General features: G+C 44.8%; 19 protein-coding genes. 7 read left to right on the forward strand and 12 right to left on the reverse strand.

The genetic code is table 11. The features are described 5' to 3' along the window. The first annotated feature begins 8 nt into the window (after nucleotides 1–8). Together OH461_RS07785 and OH461_RS07790 are read left to right on the forward strand one after the other, a co-directional pair. Nucleotides 9–3,080: an efflux RND transporter permease subunit gene (locus OH461_RS07785; RefSeq protein WP_270020068.1), complete on the forward strand. Its 3,072-nt coding sequence runs from the start codon at nucleotides 9–11 to the stop codon at nucleotides 3,078–3,080. Then, nucleotides 3,077–4,579: an efflux transporter outer membrane subunit gene (locus OH461_RS07790; RefSeq protein ID WP_270020069.1), complete on the forward strand. Its 1,503-nt coding sequence runs from the start codon at nucleotides 3,077–3,079 to the stop codon at nucleotides 4,577–4,579. Before OH461_RS07785 ends, OH461_RS07790 begins: the two co-directional genes overlap by 4 nt. A 47-nt stretch (nucleotides 4,580–4,626) precedes the next feature. On the opposite strand, the gene OH461_RS07795 is transcribed toward OH461_RS07790, so the two are convergent. From OH461_RS07795 to napF, 7 genes are all read right to left on the reverse strand, one after another. Next, nucleotides 4,627–5,565 carry a hypothetical protein gene (locus tag OH461_RS07795; protein WP_270020070.1) on the reverse strand — a complete coding sequence of 313 codons (939 nt, stop codon included), beginning with the start codon at nucleotides 5,563–5,565 and terminating at the stop codon, nucleotides 4,627–4,629. A gap of 247 nt (nucleotides 5,566–5,812) precedes the next feature. Next, nucleotides 5,813–5,950 (reverse strand): TIGR02808 family protein, encoded by a 138-nt coding sequence (locus tag OH461_RS07800; protein WP_270020071.1) that lies wholly within the window; start codon nucleotides 5,948–5,950, stop codon nucleotides 5,813–5,815. 11 nt (nucleotides 5,951–5,961) lie between these two features. Beyond that, nucleotides 5,962–6,540 (reverse strand): NapC/NirT family cytochrome c, encoded by a 579-nt coding sequence (locus OH461_RS07805; RefSeq protein WP_270020072.1) that lies wholly within the window; start codon nucleotides 6,538–6,540, stop codon nucleotides 5,962–5,964. Between the two features lie 26 nt (nucleotides 6,541–6,566). Next, nucleotides 6,567–7,031 (reverse strand): nitrate reductase cytochrome c-type subunit, encoded by a 465-nt coding sequence (locus tag OH461_RS07810; RefSeq protein WP_270020073.1) that lies wholly within the window; start codon nucleotides 7,029–7,031, stop codon nucleotides 6,567–6,569. Between the two features lie 76 nt (nucleotides 7,032–7,107). Continuing rightward, nucleotides 7,108–9,597: a periplasmic nitrate reductase subunit alpha gene (gene napA / locus OH461_RS07815; protein ID WP_270020074.1), complete on the reverse strand. Its 2,490-nt coding sequence runs from the start codon at nucleotides 9,595–9,597 to the stop codon at nucleotides 7,108–7,110. Further along, a complete protein-coding gene (locus OH461_RS07820) occupies nucleotides 9,594–9,899 on the reverse strand; it encodes a chaperone NapD (protein ID WP_270020075.1) in 306 nt (101 codons plus the stop codon). Before OH461_RS07820 ends, napA begins: the two co-directional genes overlap by 4 nt. 22 nt (nucleotides 9,900–9,921) lie before the next feature. Continuing rightward, nucleotides 9,922–10,413, reverse strand: coding sequence for a ferredoxin-type protein NapF (gene napF / locus OH461_RS07825; RefSeq protein WP_270020076.1), 492 nt, complete (start codon nucleotides 10,411–10,413; stop codon nucleotides 9,922–9,924). A 203-nt stretch (nucleotides 10,414–10,616) separates the two neighbouring features. On the opposite strand from napF, the gene narQ reads away from it, so the two are divergent. Then, nucleotides 10,617–12,344, forward strand: a complete 1,728-nt coding sequence (gene narQ / locus OH461_RS07830) for a nitrate/nitrite two-component system sensor histidine kinase NarQ (RefSeq protein WP_270020290.1) — start codon at nucleotides 10,617–10,619, stop codon at nucleotides 12,342–12,344. Then, on the forward strand, nucleotides 12,331–12,963 hold the full coding sequence (locus OH461_RS07835) for a response regulator (protein WP_270020077.1): 633 nt from the start codon (nucleotides 12,331–12,333) through the stop codon (nucleotides 12,961–12,963). Before narQ ends, OH461_RS07835 begins: the two co-directional genes overlap by 14 nt. Before the next feature lie 94 nt (nucleotides 12,964–13,057). On the opposite strand, the gene dcuC is transcribed toward OH461_RS07835, so the two are convergent. The 4 genes from dcuC to OH461_RS07855 form a co-directional block, all read right to left on the reverse strand. After that, nucleotides 13,058–14,425, reverse strand: coding sequence for an anaerobic C4-dicarboxylate transporter DcuC (dcuC, locus tag OH461_RS07840; protein WP_270020078.1), 1,368 nt, complete (start codon nucleotides 14,423–14,425; stop codon nucleotides 13,058–13,060). A 358-nt stretch (nucleotides 14,426–14,783) separates the two neighbouring features. Further along, nucleotides 14,784–15,578, reverse strand: a complete 795-nt coding sequence (locus OH461_RS07845) for an EAL domain-containing protein (RefSeq protein WP_270020079.1) — start codon at nucleotides 15,576–15,578, stop codon at nucleotides 14,784–14,786. A 279-nt stretch (nucleotides 15,579–15,857) separates the two neighbouring features. Continuing rightward, nucleotides 15,858–16,646, reverse strand: a complete 789-nt coding sequence (locus tag OH461_RS07850) for a lipase family protein (RefSeq protein WP_270020080.1) — start codon at nucleotides 16,644–16,646, stop codon at nucleotides 15,858–15,860. A 67-nt stretch (nucleotides 16,647–16,713) separates the two neighbouring features. Then, nucleotides 16,714–17,349: a hypothetical protein gene (locus OH461_RS07855; protein WP_270020081.1), complete on the reverse strand. Its 636-nt coding sequence runs from the start codon at nucleotides 17,347–17,349 to the stop codon at nucleotides 16,714–16,716. Between the two features lie 125 nt (nucleotides 17,350–17,474). Here OH461_RS07855 and OH461_RS07860 point away from each other — a divergent pair, with 125 nt between their 5' ends. The 3 genes from OH461_RS07860 (at nucleotide 17,475) to OH461_RS07870 (ending at nucleotide 18,971) form a co-directional block, all read left to right on the forward strand. After that, complete coding sequence (locus OH461_RS07860) at nucleotides 17,475–17,729, forward strand: DUF2164 domain-containing protein (RefSeq protein WP_270020082.1); 255 nt, start codon at nucleotides 17,475–17,477, stop codon at nucleotides 17,727–17,729. A gap of 136 nt (nucleotides 17,730–17,865) precedes the next feature. Continuing rightward, nucleotides 17,866–18,405: a cytochrome b gene (locus OH461_RS07865; protein WP_270020083.1), complete on the forward strand. Its 540-nt coding sequence runs from the start codon at nucleotides 17,866–17,868 to the stop codon at nucleotides 18,403–18,405. Further along, nucleotides 18,402–18,971 (forward strand): YceI family protein, encoded by a 570-nt coding sequence (locus tag OH461_RS07870; protein WP_270020084.1) that lies wholly within the window; start codon nucleotides 18,402–18,404, stop codon nucleotides 18,969–18,971. Before OH461_RS07865 ends, OH461_RS07870 begins: the two co-directional genes overlap by 4 nt. Nucleotides 18,972–19,078: 107 nt before the next feature. On the opposite strand, the gene focA is transcribed toward OH461_RS07870, so the two are convergent. Next, complete coding sequence (gene focA / locus OH461_RS07875) at nucleotides 19,079–20,524, reverse strand: formate transporter FocA (protein WP_270020085.1); 1,446 nt, start codon at nucleotides 20,522–20,524, stop codon at nucleotides 19,079–19,081. Nucleotides 20,525–20,589 lie beyond the last annotated feature (65 nt).

Raw genomic sequence — 20,589 nt, forward strand, 5'->3', positions numbered from 1 at the left:
GGGAAATAATGATTAAACTTGCTGAATTTGCTATTAAGCAACGCACATTCCTACTGTTTTTCACCGCGCTAAGCATCATTGCGGGGATCTATTCCTATTTTGATTTAGGCAAATTGGAAGATCCAACCTTCACGGTTAAAACCGCAGTTGTTGTTACCCTGTATCCTGGGGCGTCAGCACAAGAGGTAGAAAGCCAAGTCACTGATACCATAGAAACCAAGTTACAAGAGATGGCTGAGCTCAATCGACTGCGTTCGCTCTCGCGCCCGGGGATGTCTATGGTGTTTGTTGATATCAAAGAGAGTCTCAATTCAGAGCAGCTACCACAGCAATGGGATTTACTGCGCCGAAAAGTGAATGACGTGAAGTTGTTATTGCCAGCAACCGCGCAGATTTCCATTGTTCAAGATGAGTTCTCTGAAGTGTACGGCATGCTTTTCGCCGTGCATGGCGATGATGCCAAGCCAGATGAGTTACGCCGTTACTCAGAAGAGCTGCAACGTCGCATAAAAGCGGTCGATGGCATCAAGAAAGTGGAACTGCATGGCGTGAGACCACGTACCGTTTTTATCGATATTCCTAATGAGCGTTTGTCGAAGTATGGGCTTTCTATGGCTCAGGTCTGGAGTCAGCTAAACAATCAGAATATGACTTTTGAAGCGGGTCAGTTTGATGTGGGTACGGAGAGAATTCGAGTTAATCAAAGTAGCGAGTTGCAATCGATTCAAGACGTTGAAAACCTGATGATCAAAGGTGGCGTGAGTTCGATTGGTACAGGCATGATTCGTTTAGGCGATATTGCTGATGTGACCATGGGTTATCAAACGCCTGCTATGACGGAAAACCGCTACAACGGTGAACAATCAGTCACGCTCGCAGTGAGCCCTGTTCCGGGGATAAACGTTGTGTCTTTGGGCGATACCATTCGCACCATTATCAATGACTATCAAGCAACGTTACCTCTCGGCGTAGAGATTTCTACGGTGGCATATCAGCCTGACGAAGTGCAGAAGTCCATCGATGATTTTGTTGGTAATCTGCTCGAGAGTGTCGGCATTGTATTTATCGTATTGCTTGTCTTCATGGGCTTTAAAAGTGCGACTATTGTTGGGTCAAGCTTGCTGCTTACCATTTTATTGACCCTAATCTACATGAATATCGCAAGTATCGATTTACACCGTGTCTCTTTAGGTACGTTTATCTTGGCTCTCGGTATGCTGGTGGATAATGCCATCGTGATTACCGATATGATGATTGCTAAGCTGAATAAAGGTGTTGAACGCACTCAAGCCGCGCTTGAATCGGTAAAAGAAACTGCTTTGCCATTATTTGGTGCAACCGTGATAGCCATCATGGGCGCAAGTCCCGTGCTGTTTTCAAAAACGGATGCTGCGGAATTTGCTGGCTCAGTATTCTACATTATTGCCTCTTCGCTGTTGCTCTCTTGGTTAGTGGCGATGACCTTTACCATTTTGATGTGTTGGTTGTTTATTAAGCCAAGTACTAAGAGTACAAAGGATCGCTTAGCGGGTTACAAACGCTGCGTTCATTGGACCGTGGATAACCCAAAGAAAGCTCTACTGACGTTGATTCCGCTTGTTATCGTGACGGGCTTTGCAGTGCCTTACGTTGCGATTAACTTCATTCCTCAGTCAGACCGACCAGTCGTATTTTTCGATTACTGGCTGCCGAACGGCGCTAAGATTGAGCAGACCTCAGCGGACATGAAGAAAATCGAGCGTTGGTTACTTGAGCAACCAGAAGTGGAGAGCATTTCGACTTCGATTGGTGCGAGTGTGCCACGCTTCTCCGTGACGGTCGAGCCAGAGCCACTTGATCCTGCTTACGGCCAAATTCTAATTAACACTACTGATTATCACGCTATCTCTAGCTTGGTCGAACGAGGTGATCAATGGATAGCCGAAAACTTTACTGAGGCAGAGCCGCGCTTTAGAGCGTTAAAACTGGCAACCGCTGACAAATATGCAGTGGAAGCGAGGTTCTCTGGGCCAGATGAAGCGGTATTACATGGCTTAGCCAATCAAGCAAAAGCGATTATGCGTACTCACCCTGATGCCAAGTACGTTCGGGATGATTGGCGCCAACAAAGCAAAGTGTTAAAGCCGATTGTCAATCAAGACAAAGCTCGCCGAGCTGGTATCAATCGAGCGGATATTGCTTTTGCTCTAAAGCGTGCTTCTGATGGTATGCCATTAGGTCAGATGAACCTAAATGATGAATTGATTCCAATTCAGCTACGAGCTACCGAGCAAAATATGGGTTCTTTGGAGACGTTACCGGTTAAGTCCTTACTGGGCGTTCATTCAGTGCCTCTAGGCCAAGTGATTGATGGATTCGAACTGACCACAGAAGAGAGCATGATTTGGCGTCGTGACAGAGTAAAAACCATTACTGCGCAAGCAGGTGTTGAGCGCAGCACAACTCCGGCACAAGTGCGCAATGCGATTAAAGACCAAATCGAAGCGATTGAGCTACCTGCGGGTTACACACTGGAGTGGGGTGGTGAGTATTACGATGAGTACAAAGCAGTCTCGGACATACTCAAGCAACTACCAAAAGCGATGTTAATTATGGTGATTATTCTGGTTGCGATGTTCAATGGCTTTAAACAACCCGTGATTATTTTGTCCACCATTCCGTTGGCTGCGACCGGTGCAACTTTTGCGATGCTTGGGTTCGGAAAGCCGTTTGGTTTCATGGCATTAATTGGTGCGATTACGTTGATGGGGATGATTATTAAGAATGGCATCGTGCTGATGGATCAAATCGAACTCGAAAGAAGCCAAGGTCGTACGCTTTCTGATGCGATTAAACATGCAACCATCAACAGAACCATGGCGATCTCAATGGGGGCGCTAACCACTGCGTTAGGTATGATTCCACTGCTTAGCGATCTTCTGTTTGACCAAATGGCTGCAACCATTATTGGTGGCCTAGCGGCAGCGACTGTTCTCTCGTTATTTGTTATGCCTGCCTTGTATCGATTGGCTTATAAAGATGAGCCTAAACCACTAAAAGCCGTCGAGTATAAAGTAACGACAACAGGAGCGATTCAATGAGCAATAAAGTAAAACAGCTTAGCAAGGCGTTAAGTCTTACTCCTATTGCGTTAGCTGTGATTTTATCAGGGTGTTCTATCGCACCAGATTATGATCAACAGGAAACGTTTGAAACGACAACCTTGGTTGAAAGCTATCTCTATACAGCAAGCGAAAACCAGACGATTGACAGCAATCATTGGTGGCGTCAATTTGAAGATGAAACGCTAAACACCATGATTGAAGATGTGCAGCAGCAAAACATTCCGCTGCAAGTGGCGGCTCAACGGATAAAAATGGCTCAAGGTTATCAATCGGTCGTTGAGTCATTCAAAGTGCCGACGGTGAGTGTTGGGGCGGGTTATTTCAACTATCAGCTTAGTAAGAACGATTCGCTGATGGGGCCAGCGTTGAATCCCATTGGCGATAGCGTGGCCAATCTACCTCCAGCACTTGGCAATATGACTTTGTTAGAGGCAGATCATGATGGTGGTTTCGTTGGGGCTTCAATCGCTTGGGAAGTCGATTTGTTTAACCGAATCGATCATCAAGCCAACGCTGCCGCTATTCGAGTAGAGCAAGCACAAATCTACCAAAACGGTTTGGTGACATTAATTAGCGCGGATTTGGTGCACAACTACTTACAGTATCGTGGGGCAGAGCGTCGTATCGAGTTGGTTAAAGCAAACTTAGATGATCAGGCGAAGACAATGCGACTGATTGAGAAGGTGGTGCGTAGCGGCTATGGCTCAGATTTGGATCTTGCTCAAGCGCAAACCATGTTAGCAGCAACTGAATCATTACTACCTCAATTAGAAATCGCGCAACAAGCGCATAAGCAGCGCTTAGCCACGCTACTCGGTGAACCGTTAAGTGCGGTGGATATCCGTTTAGCGAGTGATGAAGGCTTACATGATATAAAGGGCGTGATTCCGGTAGGGTTGCCATCTGAACTGTTGCAGCGACGACCAGACATTCAAATAGCTGAGCGCGAGATGGCGGCGATAAACCAAGAGTTGGCTGCAAGTATCGCAAATCGTTATCCGAAGTTCTTCCTAACTGGTGCACCCGGTGTTTCAGCGAGCAGTTTTGGTGACCTGTTTAGCAGTGACTCATTTGGTTGGGTGGGCTCTGCGGGCGTACATTGGAATGTGTTTGATGGCGGCCGAGGTGAAGCCATGGTGGATATTAACCAAGCGAGATTTGAAAGTGCAGCACTTGGCTACCAACATTCAGTAAATGCTGCGGTTGCAGAGGTTGATTCTATGCTATTTGCTTATGGGCGAAGTCAGGAAAATGAAGCTCGCATGCAAGATGCCGTTCTTGCTTCTAAGCATGCAGTGAATAAAGCCAAATCACTCTATAGAGCCGGTTTGATTGATCATTTGTCAGTACTGGATGCACAGCGACAAAGCCGCGTGATTGAAGATAGGCAAGTGGCTGCAAAGCTGCAAACAGCACAAGTTACCGTGGGACTATTTAAAGCGCTGGGCGGCGACTGGCAAGTCTCAGCACAGTAATTCAGCTAAGAAAAACCGCCTCGCAATTTAACGAGGCGGTTTTACTATTAGTTAAGCAAAATATACTTCATTTTCTCTAGTAACTCCGGAGAGTTAACAGGAGTAACATTGAGAATAAGCAGTGCAAAGTTGTCTGCTAAGATTTCTTCTGGATGAATGGTGTAATTGGTGTTGTAACCAATTTGCTCGTAAAAACCTTCCACCTCACTTGGGTCGACAATGACTGGGTGATCTTCATCGTAAGTCCAGTTACCGTGCTCATCAGCAACGATTAAGAACTTAAACAGTAGGTAGTTGAAGAATTCCCCGCCTTTTTCTAAGTCGTATTTTTCAGACACAGAGTAAAGAATTGGCATTGCCCAAATAGGCTGTTGGTTGTGTGAAATAAAAATAGAGTAGTCGTTAACTGGTGCATCTGGGTTAGTGATCTTTCGATCTTCTAGGTCATCTGGAAATTCGATTTCACCATCATACTTAAAGCCAATCGCGTTATACATTTCGTCTTTCTTAACTGGGTTATGACGAGTGTATAAATGGAAAATCTCATGAGCCATGATGCGTTTAAGCTCGCGCCCCAATGTTAATTTGTCGCGCTGCAAAATGATCGAGGTACCGCGCGTGTACGCCGCGGTGCCTTCTTCTGCACCTGTGGTGAGTATCATTTTAATCTGTGCAGGTAAGTTTAGCGGGTATTTGCTTAGTTCAGTTTGTAACTCAGCGTAGGCTTGGTTTACGTAAGCTTTGTCTTGTTCTGTCCAGTCTAATGTGTTTTGACGAATGAAGCGCTTAAATTCGGGCTTCGATACGTGATCGATGGTTTTCATCCTAGCTTCCATATCAAACTGGCTAAGGCGAACCATAAAATCATCATTTTTGCTTAGCTCTATTGCCCCTTGCGTGGCGTCAATAAAATTCAGCGTGGGTTGGGCAAGCGCAGAAAAGGAGACGCTAGCAATAGCGGCCACTAAAAGAGCTTTTAACTTCATGTAAACCTCCAAAAAATAAAGCGAAGTGCATCAGTGCCACTCCATTTTGGAAGCGTTTAACTATTGAGACGATGGCCAAGTTGCAATGGTGGTGGTAAATGCGATCAGTATAAAAGGATGTGCATATAAGGCATGAAAGATTACGTGGATGATCAATAGAGAGTGGTATTAGATCAAGGTTTAGTTATTGATATTGTTAATGTTTATTAAAAAAGCTCTCTTCTGTGACAAGAAGAGAGCTTTATCGTTACTCAGCGTGTTTGTCTTTGCCTAGTGACAATATCCAAACGCAGATGGCTGCGACGGCTACGAAGCCTGAAAGGATGATAAACGGCATCGCGCTGTAGCCTAAGATATGCCAAATCACCGACTCTAATGTACTCATTTAGCTTTCTCCTATTGCCAGCCTTCAACGCCGTGCATGTCTGGCAGTTTGTGTGCAATACCTTTGTGACAATCTACACAAGTTTTATCGCCATTCGCAAGCGCTGTAGAGTGTTGTTTGGCACTGCGTTCACTTTGTTCAGAAAAGTCCATATAGTCAAACTGGTGACAGTTACGACACTCTAATGAGTCGTTCTTTTTCAGTCTCGACCATTCCCGCTCCGCGAGGTGTGCTCGGCGCTGTTGGAACTTTTCCGGGGTGTCGATGGTTTTCAATACGTAATGCGCAAACAACTCTTTTGATGCCTGAACCTTACGAACGATCTTATCTGTCCACTCATGAGGTACGTGACAATCTGAACAGATGGCACGAACGCCTGAGCGGTTAGAGTAGTGAATCGTCTCTTGAATTTCCGCAACGATAGGAGCGTGACAGCCAGAGCAAAACTCCTCGGTATTGGTCGCTTCCATACCTGTGTTGAACGCGCCCCAAAACAGCAAACCGCCTGAGAAACCCATGAATAAAACCACACCAACAGCGGCCTTACTAGGACTAATCAATCGTTTCCAAAATGTTTTTAGTAGTTTCATAAATCGCCTCTTTTTACTTTATACGATCAATGAAGTGAATCGACGCTTTCAAAGTCATTTTTAATTAAAGGTTTTGCATCCGCTTGTGGAACGTGACATTGCAAACAGAAGTAGCGACGCGGTGACATGTCAGCAAGTACAGCGTCTTCACGGTTTACGTAGTGAGTCACACTGATTTTGGTCGCGTTCATCTCTTTTGCATTTTTCCAGCTATGACAAGCAAGACACTTGTTTGCATTTAGCGATACTTCATAGCTGCGAATGTTGTGAGGGATCAATGGTGGCTGATACACATAACTACTATCTACTTCGTGCTCACGCGGGTATTTTTTAAACTCATCTGCAGCACGAGTGTCTTCTAACTCACTTGCGCCGCGTAGGGACTCTAGGCCACCAATACCGCCTGGATTATCAAGCTCAACTTGTGCAACGGTAACACTGGCTAAACTAAGGGCACTGATAGATAGCAGTGCGAGGATGATTTTTTTCATTGTTAATTCTCCGCCTAATGGCTTACTTCCGGTGTAGCCCCACCCAGCAAGGGGTAGGGCTCGCATTCATGTCGCTTTAAACGACTTTTGCAATCTTCACTGGACACTTCTTAAAGTCGGTCTGCTTAGAAAGCGGATCGGTTGCATCAAGAATCAGTTTGTTAATTAGAATGCGTGCGTCGAAGAACGGCACAAACACTAAGCCTTGTGGTGGACGGTTACGGCCACGGGTTTCTACACGAACGCGTACTTCACCGCGCTTGTTAGAAATAAGAACTTCTTCACCACGACGAACGTTACGTTTCTTCGCATCGTCTGGGTGCATGTAGCAGACAGCATCAGGTACCGCTTTATACAACTCAGGTACGCGTCGCGTCATAGTACCGGTGTGCCAATGTTCAAGCACACGGCCAGTACATAGCCACATATCAAACTCAGAATCAGGTGACTCCGGTGGCGCTTCATAAGGTGCTGAGATGATCAAAGCCTTGCCGTCTGGCTTACCGTAGAAGTCCCAACCTGAACCCGCTTTTGCATAGGGATCTGAGCCTTCTTTGTAGCGCCAAAGTGTTTCTTTGCCGTCTACTACCGGCCAACGTAAACCGCGTACTTCGTGGTAACGATCATACGGTGCTAAATCGTGGCCATGGCCGCGACCGAACTGAGCGTATTCCTCAAATAGACCTTTTTGAACGTAGTAGCCAAAGTGATGGGCGTCATCGTTCAATTCATTTGCTTCTTCGATAGGGAATTTATCAACGCTACCGTTAGCAAATAGCATGTCGTACATGGTTTTACCGCGGTATTGCGGTGCTTTAGCCAGTTGCTCTTCTGTCCAAACTTCTTCCATCTTGAAGCGTTTAGAGAACTCCATTACTTGCCAAAGGTCTGATTTTGCTTCACCGACTGTTTCAACTTGTTGGTACCATGCTTGAGTACGACGCTCAGCGTTGCCGTATGCGCCTTCTTTTTCAATCCACATTGCTGTTGGTAGTACAAGGTCAGCCGCTTGCGCAGTAGCGGTTGGGTATGGGTCAGAACATACAATAAAGTTTTCTGGGTTGCGGTAGCCCGGCAAACGTTCGTTGTTGATGTTTGGACCTGCTTGCATGTTGTTATTACACATTACCCAATAGGCGTTCAGTTTGCCGTCACGAAGTTTACGGTCTTGCACAACGGCGTGGAAACCCGGTTTAGGAGGGATGACACCGTCAGGAATGTTCCAAATGCCTTCCGCGATCTTACGGTGTTTCGGATTGGCAACAACCATATCTGCTGGTAGGCGGTGAGAGAATGTACCTACCTCACGGGCAGTACCACAAGCTGAAGGTTGGCCAGTCAAAGAGAATGGGCTGTTACCCGGAGTTGCGATTTTACCGGTTAGTAAGTGAATGTTGTAAATTAGGCTGTTCATCCAAACACCACGAGTGTGCTGGTTCATGCCCATTGTCCATAGTGACATCACTTTGGTGTTTGGATCGGCGTATTGCTTCGCTAGCTCGATCAGTTTATCAACTTCAACCCCTGACATTTCTGAAGCTTTTTCTGCCGTGTATGGCGCAACCGACTTCTTGTATTCTTCGAAGCTGATTGAGGTCATTTTGCCTGAGTTAGGGTGAGCCGCCGCTTTTTGTAGTGGGTCGTCATCACGCAAACCGTAACCGATGTCGGTCTCTGCTTGTTTGAAGTTAGTGTGTTTGTTGACGAAATCCCAGTTTACCGCGTCATTTTCGATGATGTAATTCGCGATGAAGTTGGCGATTGCCAAGTCGGTTTGCGGTTCAAAGATGTAACCTTTATCCGCCAACTCGAAAGAACGATGGTAATAAGTAGAAAGCACGTTCACTTTTACATGAGGGTGACTTAAACGGCGGTCAGTGATACGTGTCCAAAGTACAGGGTGCATTTCTGCCATGTTTGAACCCCAAAGCACGAACGAGTCCGCGTTTTCGAAGTCATCATAACAACCCATTGGTTCATCAATACCAAAGCTACGCATGAAAGCGCCCACAGCCGAAGCCATACAGTGACGAGCGTTAGGGTCAATGTTGTTTGAACGAAAGCCCGCTTTCATCATTTTCGCAGCAGCGTAGCCTTCCATTACTGTCCACTGACCAGAACCAAACATACCTACACCGGTTGGGCCTTGTTTCTTCAGCGCATGTTTCCACTTCTCTGCCATTACATCGAAAGCGGTGTCCCAAGAAACTGGCGCAAATTCACCATCTTTATGGAACTTGCCATCTTTCATACGTAGCAGAGGTTGAGTTAGGCGATCTTCACCGTACATGATCTTAGAAAGGAAATAACCTTTGATACAGTTAAGGCCTTTGTTTACTGGTGCTTCAGGGTCACCTTGAGTCGCAACCACTTTGCCATTTTGTGTACCCACTAGAACAGAACAACCTGTACCGCAAAAACGACAAGGTGCTTTGTCCCAGGTAATTTTGGTTTTGTCCGAGCTTGCAATCAGGTTAGTCGCAGAAGCGGGTAGAGTAATACCAGCGACTGCGGCAGCTGATGCCGCTGCGTTTGCTTTAACAAACGCACGTCTTGTCATTTTCATGCTTCATCCTCTAGTTGGGATTGTTGTTTTCCAGTGTTTGGCTCAACATCGTTGAGGCCAGATTCGATTTGGTGATAGACCAGCACAGTGCTCAGCACGTTAGGTAGGTTGTTGATGGCTTCAATCGTGTCAGTGATGAAACCTTGGTTTTCGGTTTCAAGCACTACAACAATCTTGCCTTCAGGGCTATCGCCATAAATTTCGGCATTGTCGAATAATGTAATTTGCGCTTTAATCGCCTCAAGGTGTTGCGGGGCGACATGAACGACTAAACTCGAGATGTGTACTTCGTTTAACGACATTTATTATTCTCGTTTTGACCGCTTAATGATTGGCGGTTTGATGGCTCACATTGATAGATGAAGTCGGACAGACAGCGACACACGCGCCACAGCCGTTGCATTGCTCAGTATTCAGTTTGGGTTGGGCGACTTTGCCGATTTCCAATTGAAATTGGATCGCGAGCGAATCACACATATCACTGCATGCTCTACACTCCACATTACTGTGAGCGAGGCAGTTATCGCCAATGTCTGCTTTAGCATGCCAAGGGGTTGCAGTTTGTGGCTCAAACAGCGGTTCAGGGCAAACTTCAGCGCAGGCGTAACAGAAGGTGCATTCATCGCGAGTAAAATCGACCTGAGGGAAACCGCCATCACCTTTAATAATGATGTTGGTTTCGCAAGACTTAATGCAGGCGCCACACTGAGTACATAAATCGGTGAAGGCTGCTGGGTTGGATAACCAAGGTAGACGTACCGTTTCGTCGTGTACCACTTTGCGGCTAAACAAGCGTCGTTTGGACAGATCGACCATTCAGTCACATTTCCCGTTAACAAAGTGTCATTTATCAATAAATAAATTGTAGTTTTTGACACATTTGTATAAATACCTCTAAGGGGGTAATTGAAATGTACTATTGTCTCAGATCAATTAATTAGCTTGGATTTGATCACATATTGATAAACGGGTTAACGTACTAGCTGCAAAGATATTTCTAATTGAACCGTGAGGTAGGCTTGTTTAAAAGAGTTAAAAAGTCAGTAATTGGCACGATTGCGCGTGCAATGGCATTGATCGTGTTGCTATCTGTTATAACGATCGGTTATGCGATTGTGGCTCTTGCATCAAGTTTGAATGATGCAGAGGCTGTCAATGTTGCAGGTTCAATGCGGATGCAGAGCTATCGATTAGCCAATGACATACAAGCTAAATCGGTCGATTACTCTTCACATATTTTCTTATTTGAACAATCCATCTATTCGCCATCAATGAAGGCTCTGCAAGATTGGGATGTGCCGGACGATATTACTTACGACTATTACCAGCTTATTACGCGTTGGCACGAGTTAAAACAGGTATTGGAAAGCGAAAATCGCCAAGAGTATCTAATGCTAGTTCCTAACTTCGTATCTCAAATTGATGCCTTTGTTTTCAAGCTGCAAAACTATTCAGAGCAGAAACTGCGTGATTTAGCCTTAGTCGGTGGTATTGGCTTGGGTGGCGTCTTATTGGTGAGTATTTTTGTTGTTCTGTTTGTTCGCCGCGAGGTCGTAAACCCGCTTAGAGCCTTGATTTTAGCCAGTGAGCAAATTCGTTCGCGCTCATTCGATGTCGAACTAAACGTCGTATCGGATAATGAAATGGGAATTTTGACCCAAGCGTTTAATAGCACCGCTAAGCAACTCGGTCAGATGTACCGTGGATTGGAGCGAGCTGTTAACGAAAAAACTCATAAGTTGACTCACGCTAACCAGTCTTTAGAAGTGTTGTATAAATCATCAAGCGAGTTGACCGCTTCGCGAATCACCGCTGAAAACTTCGACGCGATTTTAGATTATATCGTCAGTATTGAAGGCATCATCGCGGTGCGCTTAGAAGTGAATGCCAGTGCAGGGGAGAAGCCTTGGGTCATAGAAAAAGGCGACGTCTCTGAAAACAACCTACAAAGCCAGTTACTCACGCTTGATAACGTAGACCTAGGTACTTTGTATTGGAACTGGCATTTGCCTTGTCCTGATCAAGCGTTGATCGACAACTTCGTCAGAATTTTATCTCGTGCGGTATATTACAACCAAGCGCAGCGTCAATCTGAGCAATTATTATTGCTAGAAGAACGCGCAACTATCGCAAGGGAGCTGCACGATTCGCTCGCACAATCATTATCGTATTTAAAGATACAGGTATCGTTATTGAAACGCTCGATGGGCAAAGTGCCACAGTCTGAGCAAAGCAATCAGGTTAACTCGGTTATTGCGGAGCTTGATACAGGGCTTGGTGATGCTTACGTACAATTGCGCGAGTTATTGACCACATTCCGTCTCTCCATTAAGCAGGGTAGCTTTGGTAATGCGTTGAATGAGATGGTTGAGCAGTTAGATGATCAGACCGATGCCACGATTTCGTTAAAAAATGAGCTATCTTCCATAGAGTTAGCTGCGCATGAGCAGGTTCATCTACTACAGTTAATTAGAGAAGCAACCATCAATGCAATAAAACATGCGCAAGCGAGGAATATCGATATTAGTTGTATTGAAGCTGACAATTTAGTTGTAGTAAAAATCAAAGATGATGGCGTCGGAATGGACGGCGACAACAATAAAGTGAATCACTACGGCCTAAGTATTATGTATGAGCGTGCATCACGCTTAAATGGTGAATTGAAGATTAATACAGCGTTGAATCAAGGCTGTGAAATTGAATTAACGTATCCGAGAGTAAAGGATGGTGACATTGACACAATGTAGAGTAATGCTGGTGGATGACCATCCACTAATGAGACGCGGATTAAACCAGTTACTGAGTTTTGAAGATGAGTTTGAAGTGATCGCTGAGGCTAGTTCTGGTGCTGATGCGGTGGCTAAGAACCATGAGGTAGAACCTGATCTGATCTTGCTTGACCTCAATATGAAGGGTATGTCTGGTTTGGATACATTAAATGCGTTACGGACAGATGGCTGTGACGCTAGTATCGTGATTCTAACCGTGTCTGACAGTGCGGCAGATATTGATGCGCTAGTGAAAGCGGGGGCTGATGGCTACTTGTTAAAAGACACTGAACCGGATGAGCTAGTCAGCCTTTTGAAGAAGTCTCTAACAGGAGATAAAGCGTACAGCCAAGAGGTGGCGACTTATCTCGCTGATCGAGAAAATCGAGATGATGTATTTGATGGCTTGACTGATCGTGAGATGCAAATCTTGCAACAAGTGGCGAAAGGGCTGCGCAATAAGCAGATTGCTGACGTTCTATTTATCTCGGAATCAACCGTGAAAGTGCATATGAAGAGCCTACTGAAAAAGCTCGCCGTGCCTTCTCGTACTGCCGCAACAGTGATGTATCTTGAACGTTTTGGTGAGCTGAAATAACGCGATAGTTTAGAAGAAGAGTAGAGGGTTAATATTATCTTATAACCAATAAAAAAGGGTGCAGCTGCACCCTTTTTCAATTTTGGCATGTTGCTTATGCACTCATAGGAACAAGGAACATAGTACCAACAATTACGGTAATCAGACCAAGTAGACAAGGTACTGAAGTACGTTTTACTACCTCGAATGGGCTGATTTTACCCATACCAGAGGTTGCAACAACCACACCAGAAACTGGTGAAACAGTACGACCTAGGTTAGATGCTTGAAGCATTGGGATGATTAGGAATGCTGGGTTTAGACCCATCTTCGCCGCTAATGATGGCGCAAGCTCTACGAACGCGTAGAAAGGTGCGTTACCAGAACCTGTCGCAATCGCTGCTGCAACAGTAAGAATAGTCAGGATAAACATTAGTGCGATACCGCCTGCGCCCGCTGTTTCAGCAAGGTGAAGTAGGTTATCGATAGCGCCAATAGACATAAGACCTTGAGCAAATACACCCGCAGCAACCAATAGCATTACCACGCCTTTAAACGCATCCGCCATACCCGCATAGCAAGATTCTAGATCTTCTAGCGTTTTCTTACCGTTAAAGCGTTTTGTCGCGAAGTCTACCAATGCACCAACAAAGATAGATAGAACTACGATGGTGTAGATGTCTAGTGATAGGCCAGGAATAGTACGACCGTTAAATAGGAATACACCGAAGATTGGAAGGAAAGGCAGTGCAGCGTAGTATGCAGGTGCGTTTACTTCGATTTCAGAAACGTCGATACGCTCCATTGGTGTGTTGTCTTTCTTATCAAGGTACTTGTTCCAGAAGAACGCTGCTGCAGACATTACAATGATTGCACAGATAGAAACTGGAAGTACGGTTTGTACTGCAAACACGTCAAGTGCCATGTTTGACTTTTCTGCTGCAATAACAACGTCACCAGAAGTTGGTGAAAGGATGATCGCTGCTGGAGACGCACACACTGCAACTGCCGCTGGGCGAGAGATACCCATCGCTGTCATCATTGGGAATAGCGTTGCCATTAATAGCACACCAAGGCCTGTTGCTGAGCTTACAGCCAAAGACATCAAACATGCCACGATATACGCTGCAACTAAAAGGATGTAAGGCGATTTGATGAAAGACAGAGGCTTAGAGAATTGCTTAACGACAACATTGTTAGCACCGATGTGCGTCATGTAAGAAGCAAAACCACAAAGAAGCATGATTTGCATACCAAGGCCGCCGCCACGGTATTGAAGCATGTATTTCACATACTCTAGAGCGTCGGTAAACATGTTACCAGTAGACGCCACTTTTGAAGGCAACACGTCGTGGCCAAGTAGGCCAGTAAGAAGCAGTAGCAGTAAGCCGGCTGTTAGAAGAACGCCAGCAGGTTTGTAGCTTTTAACGATGAAATAGCCGACCGCAACAGTAACGGCTAAACCAATGAGTAGCTCCAGCATATAAGACCTCTGTAGATAAGTATAATTATGAAAGATTTGTATCAAACTATGAACGTAAATCTACAAAAGAAGGGCTTGTAGCACGAGCGAAAGTTGCGCAACTCATGATCTAAAACAATAAATGTAAATATATATATCAAAGAGAGACATGTGCTGTTTTATTTGTAAATCACTGGTGATATGCACTGAAAAAGTGGGGGTATTTGAAAGTTATGAAATCTATAGATAACAAGTCACAACAAACGGAAAACTCATTAACATAATGTAGATGTTAGGCCCAGCAATGCGCTCATAATGACCGCTTTAAAGTGGGGTTTATGGGGATAAGTAAGTGATTGAAAATACAATCGTTACAAGCTTAGCTGATTTTCTCTAATTGTAGCGGCGCAATGGGTTTTGGCGTGGCAAGGTAATAGCCCTGAAACATGTCTATATCTAAGCGTTTCATTGCTTGGTGCTGCTCTTTAGTCTCAATACCTTCAACGACGATCCGAGCGCTGAACTCGCGTGCTAGCTTAATGCCTTCAAGGATTGGTTGTTCATCACCATCCATATAGTCGAGTAGTAGCTTACGATCGATTTTGATAATCGCGGGTTTTAATAACTCGACACGCTCACGGGTTGAAGCCTGCATGCCGTAGTCATCAATCGCGATATTAAAGCCATGCTGCGCCAGACGATTCATTGCGTGCTGCAAGCATTTTTCATTGCGAGAGTCTAACTCTACGACTTCCATTACCAATTGCGTGTTATCAATATGCAAATCTCGTAATCGTTTTGAGAGTAACCCGTCTTTCAAATCTTCTAGCGCAAAGTACTCACCGGCACTTGGTAGCACATTTAAAAAGAGATTGAGCTTGCGGTATTTTGAATTGGAAAAGTTGCGAATGTGAATCACGCGACTGAGTCGTTCAACGTTGATTTTATCTTCGAGACTGACGTCTGGAGAGTCAAAAAACAAGTCAGGACGGATGTTTTGCTTCTTTTCATTGCAAATCCGTACTAAGGCTTCCACACCGACAACAGAGTTTTGATTATCGAATATGGGTTGGTAGACGCTGCGAAGGTCTAAGCCTTTATAATTCGCCACAAACTGCTGCTCGCTCGTCACTGAGACGCATCGCTGGAACTGAGTTTTACTGGACAGAATCATCGCTTATTGTGCCTTCCTAATATAATCCGCATGGGATAGTGCAACTTGTTTGTCATCTTATTGACAATGACATTATTTTGTCAACGAATAAAGTTCGATTAAGCTATTTTGACGGTGACAAGCGCTGCAATTTTGAAATCGATCCTAAACTTTTCGTTTAAATAGGGATAATTGGATTTCAAGACTTTGGTGCTACTTGATTAACCATAGATTTGTTGAGTTTTGAAATACAGCAATCCGCTAAAAAGTGACGGATATTCCCGAGTCATCTCTCATTACTCATCGTTCATCAAAGAAATCTTTGTTGCGGATGTACTTTGTCATCAGATGGTAAGAAAAAGGGCGCATTAACCAAGAGCCGATCGAGCGAGCTAATCGCTGAATGGTAGGTGTGTTCTCGTAGATCTTGCCATTGTAAAGCCACAGCATTTTACCCACGTGTTGATAGAAATAAGGAATAGGGGGTAAGAAAGTCACAATATCGAGATCACAACAGATACGGTAGGTTTTATGAGACAAAAGGTACGCAGCTTTAAAGCTTTTGCCACCAATGGATGGCTGACCAAAGGTGACCACTCGCTTTACGCTACGAGGGAAACGATGTTCAAGTTGATCCGCTAACACGGTGCCGATAGCGCCACCTGAAGAATGGCCGGTAAACGTAATTCGTTTTCCCTCTAAAATGAGCGGAACAATGGTATCAAATAAGCGTTGGTAGACAGTAAGATTTGGCGCATCTTGTTTGTGGAAAGGCTGGCTGTTTTGATGAATTAAAAAGTGGTAGCCCGCATGGATTGAATAGCTTAGGTTCATTTGATCGCAGGGCCTTTGCCACAAACCTAAATTGAGCAACCAATCCCAAGGGTTGTGTGACCCTTTAAGCACTACGATGACTTCTTCGCTATCGTTACTCCACAGAACTCTAATCATGGGTAAACCGAATCGATTGGCAATAACACGCTGCCCTTTTGGAGCAAAGCCATAGCGGGTTTGTTTTAGAACGCGGCTGTAAGCGAGATTGCAAAGCACGGCATAGCGTTCGTACTGATATCGTTTGAGTTTTTTCACGCGCGACCTTTTGCTAGGGCTTTAGCAAAAAGTATGGCGTATGAGAATGAAAATTAAATGACGGCTATCAACTTAATTGAATCACTGAATAGAGTTGCACGTATTTTCTGACTAACTGTTGATCTGTCGAGCGTTTTAATGGATGGGTGAACTTGACGTAATAAGGGCTTATCGAGAAATATTCGTCAAGACTTTGCGATAGCTGAGAATCACTTTCGTACAAGCTTACGCCTTGCGCTCCATACTCTTCAATATTGTCAGGGATCTGACCTGTCCACCAATGGATGAGCTCACGGCTTTGTTTGCTGCGCGTGATCCAGTGATCAGTAAGAAGCAGTAATAAATCGTTTGGTTGGATAGCAAATTCGTACTCATGTTGCCACTGTTGAACCGTGCGGAACAGCTTACGGCGGCAACTTGAACCAGCGCTCACAAGGTGAGAGGTGAGAATCCATACCGTCCCTATATCAGAGCTGACTCTATAATGGCTAGGTTGTTCACCACTCGGGTAGGATTCGATCGCGGCATAATCGCAATGATGGCCAAATTCAGTGAGTGTGCGGGCTAAGCGACGAGCAAAAGCGAGGCCAAGGTGGTGTTCGCTCATCCCTTTATTATGGATCGTAGGATAGTGGTTTTCGCACAGAGCCATACAGTCTGCTTGGAACTCATTAACACTTTGAATCAGAGTGTCCAGTAACAAGGTATCTCTCCATTTATGCTTAGCCAAAGGGTAGCAGTTATGCCCAAAACGGCGGTTAGATTAACACGCGTGGCTGATAATTCGTTACACTAAATCAGCTTAAACACTGACCTTAAAGAGGATTTATGTCGAAGATTGAATTTACGTCACAACAAAAACAGAAGATGGCGGAAGCACTACAAGAATACCTTGCGGACGAGTTAGAAACAGAGTTAGGGCAGTTTGACGCACAATTTTTGCTCGATTTTGTTATCGCTAAGTTTGCGCCAGTGTTTTACAACAAAGGGCTGTCAGATGCTCAGGCCATTATGGAACGTAAAGTATTAGACATTGCTGATGAGATATTTCAAATCGAACAGATAGATGAGTTCGAACGGTAATCACGAGCCCGAGAAGTTCCTTCGAATATTTTGAACGAGTTATTCTAATCCCGTCTCTTTTATCCATGCTCACTTTGGTAAATACTTTGTTATACAGTTTAAGTAGACGCGTTAATGTATAACGTAAGGGAATAACATGAGCAAGCAGGTGACAAATTACAATGGCGTGGCGAGATCGATACATTGGCTGTCGGCATTAGTCGTTATTGGTATGTTTGCCGTCGGCTTGTGGATGGTTGATCTTACTTACTACAGTAAATGGTATCGAACCGCGCCTCATTGGCACAAGTCTATAGGTATTTTATTAGCAGGATTAACCATCTTTCGTCTGATTTGGAAGCATGTTACCGCGTCACCGAAAGTGGAAGGTAATGCTTTTGAGAAGGTGGCATCAAAATTGGTTCACATGCTGATGTATCTAGTACTTATCGTCTTATTTGTCTCTGGGTATTTGATTTCAACCGAAGATGGACGTTCTATTGATGTCTTTAATTGGTTTGCTGTACCCGGCGCCGGTGCACTGTTTGAAGGTCAAGCTGACCTTGCAGGGCAGATTCATTTCTACGCGGCATGGTCATTGATCATCATGGCGGCATTACACGCGGCTGCGGCACTTAAACACCACTTTATTAACCGAGATAACACGCTACGCAAAATGATAGGAGCTTCAAAATGAAAAAAACGTTACTTGCTACAGGATTGGCTATGGTGATGGCTGTGCCATTTACAGCTAGCGCAGCGGATTACGTTATTGATACCAAGGGGGCACACGCTTCCATTAACTTTAAAGTAAGCCATTTGGGCTACAGCTTTATTCAGGGGCGCTTTAATAAATTTGAAGGTGATTTTAGCTACGACCCGGCGGATCTTTCGGCATCAAAAGTATCAGTCAATGTGGATACGACAAGCTTAGATTCAAACCATGCAGAGCGTGATAAGCACATTCGCAGTGGCGACTTTATTGATGCAGGTAAGTTTTCAAGCGCCACGTTCAATAGCACTAAAGTCGTTGATAAGGGCAATGGTAAGTTCGACCTGATAGGCGATCTAAATCTTCATGGCGTTACCAAATCGATCACCATTGATGCGCAAGTGATTGGCCAAGGCAAAGACCCATGGGGTGGTGAGCGTGCAGGTTTCGAAGGTACAACCCGTCTAGAACTGGCTGATTTCAATATCCCAGTGATGGGTGATTCTAGCTATGTTGATATGGACTTACATATTGAAGGCATCAAAAAGTAACATTGTTGGTTGTATGCCATAAAAACGTCTTTAAATGATAAACATAAAAAAGCGCCTCATAGTAATGAGGCGCTTTGGTTTCTAGCCAATGTTGTTGAAGTATTCGCTTATGCTGTTTGTTTTTGTTCTTCAACCACTTCTGTTGGTTTGCCGTAAATGTTGCGCATTGCTTCAAGTACGCTTAGACGGTTAACCACACCCACCATTTGACCGTTATCAAGTACAGGTAAAACATGCGGTTTGCTTACTTTGATGCTCTTTGCTCGTTCTTCTAAAGAAAGGGTAGTAAAGCGAGTTGCGATGCCCATGCTGCTGGTTGGATATAGCTGTTCTTTATCAATACATAGGAACTCAGCCACATCGACCAGTTTGTCGTTTACGTCAATCGCCACTACGTCACGAGACATTAAATCCACCACTTTTTGGCCTTGTGTTGGAATGTAATCTTGGCACCACAAATCAACCATCACATCGTGTGCAGAGAAGAAGCCTACCAAGCGACCTTGAATGTCACATACCGGTGCACTTGCAAGGTGGTTTTTTAGCAACACGTCAATCGCTTTTGGCGTGGTTAGCTCAGCGCTTAGTGTTACAGGTTGAGTGTCCATGATGTCTTTTACGATAATGTTGCTGTTCATAGTATTTTCCTTAACTGACGTAATGTTAGTGGTTGTAGTAATCGTTGCGATGTTGGCTGCTTTTAGTTGAGGGCGTCGGTAGATACACCAGTTCGCCAATCCAACTAATACGGCACCACCAACAATGTTGCCAAGTGTCACAGGGATTAAGTTTGCAGTAACAAACTGCAAGATATTTAAGTCGGCATACTGCGCGGCAGTTGTGCCAGTCATTTGCCAGAAACTTTCTGGCGCAAAGTTTTGAATCACGATACCTAGCGGCACCATAAACATGTTTGCCACACAGTGCTCAAAGCCACTTGAAACAAACATTGCCACCGGCATGATTGTCATTGCGGCTTTTGTCATGGCATTCGCGCTGCTAAATGTTAGCCAAATCGCCAAACAAACTAGGAGGTTACACAAAACACCTAGTGCAAAAGCTTGTACCGTTGTGTGGTGCAGCTTATGTTGCGCGATGTTGAGCGCATTTAAGCCCCATTGACCATGATCCATTTGGTACAAACCAGCTGCTGAAACAATCAGCAGTAAAATCATTGCGCCAATAAAGTTTCCGACGTAAACCTTGCCCCAAATAGAAAGCATCTTGCCAAAACTGATTTGGCGATTAGCCCACGATATGCTCGACAAAACTGAGCTGGTAAACAGTTCACCGCCACAGATGACGATAAGTATTAGCCCCATACTGAAGGCCAATCCGCCAGCTAGACGACTTAGACCCCAACCTGATTCCGTGCTACCAGTTGTAACAGTGATATAAAAAAGAAACGCTAAACCGATAAATGCGCCTGCCATCATGGCTAGGCTAAGAGTCATACCGCTGCTCTTCTTTGCTTTGCTTAGGGCGAACTTTTCAGCCTCAGCCATCATCTCCATGGGCGAGAAGTAATCATTGTTGGCTTGAGTAGATGACATAAGCACTCCTAGTGATGAGTTTCATAAATAACCTCCTTATGATGATTGCAACGCTTAACTCGTCG

The organism is Vibrio sp. LaRot3 (assembly GCF_027587025.1).
Classification (GTDB): Bacteria; Pseudomonadota; Gammaproteobacteria; order Enterobacterales; family Vibrionaceae; genus Vibrio.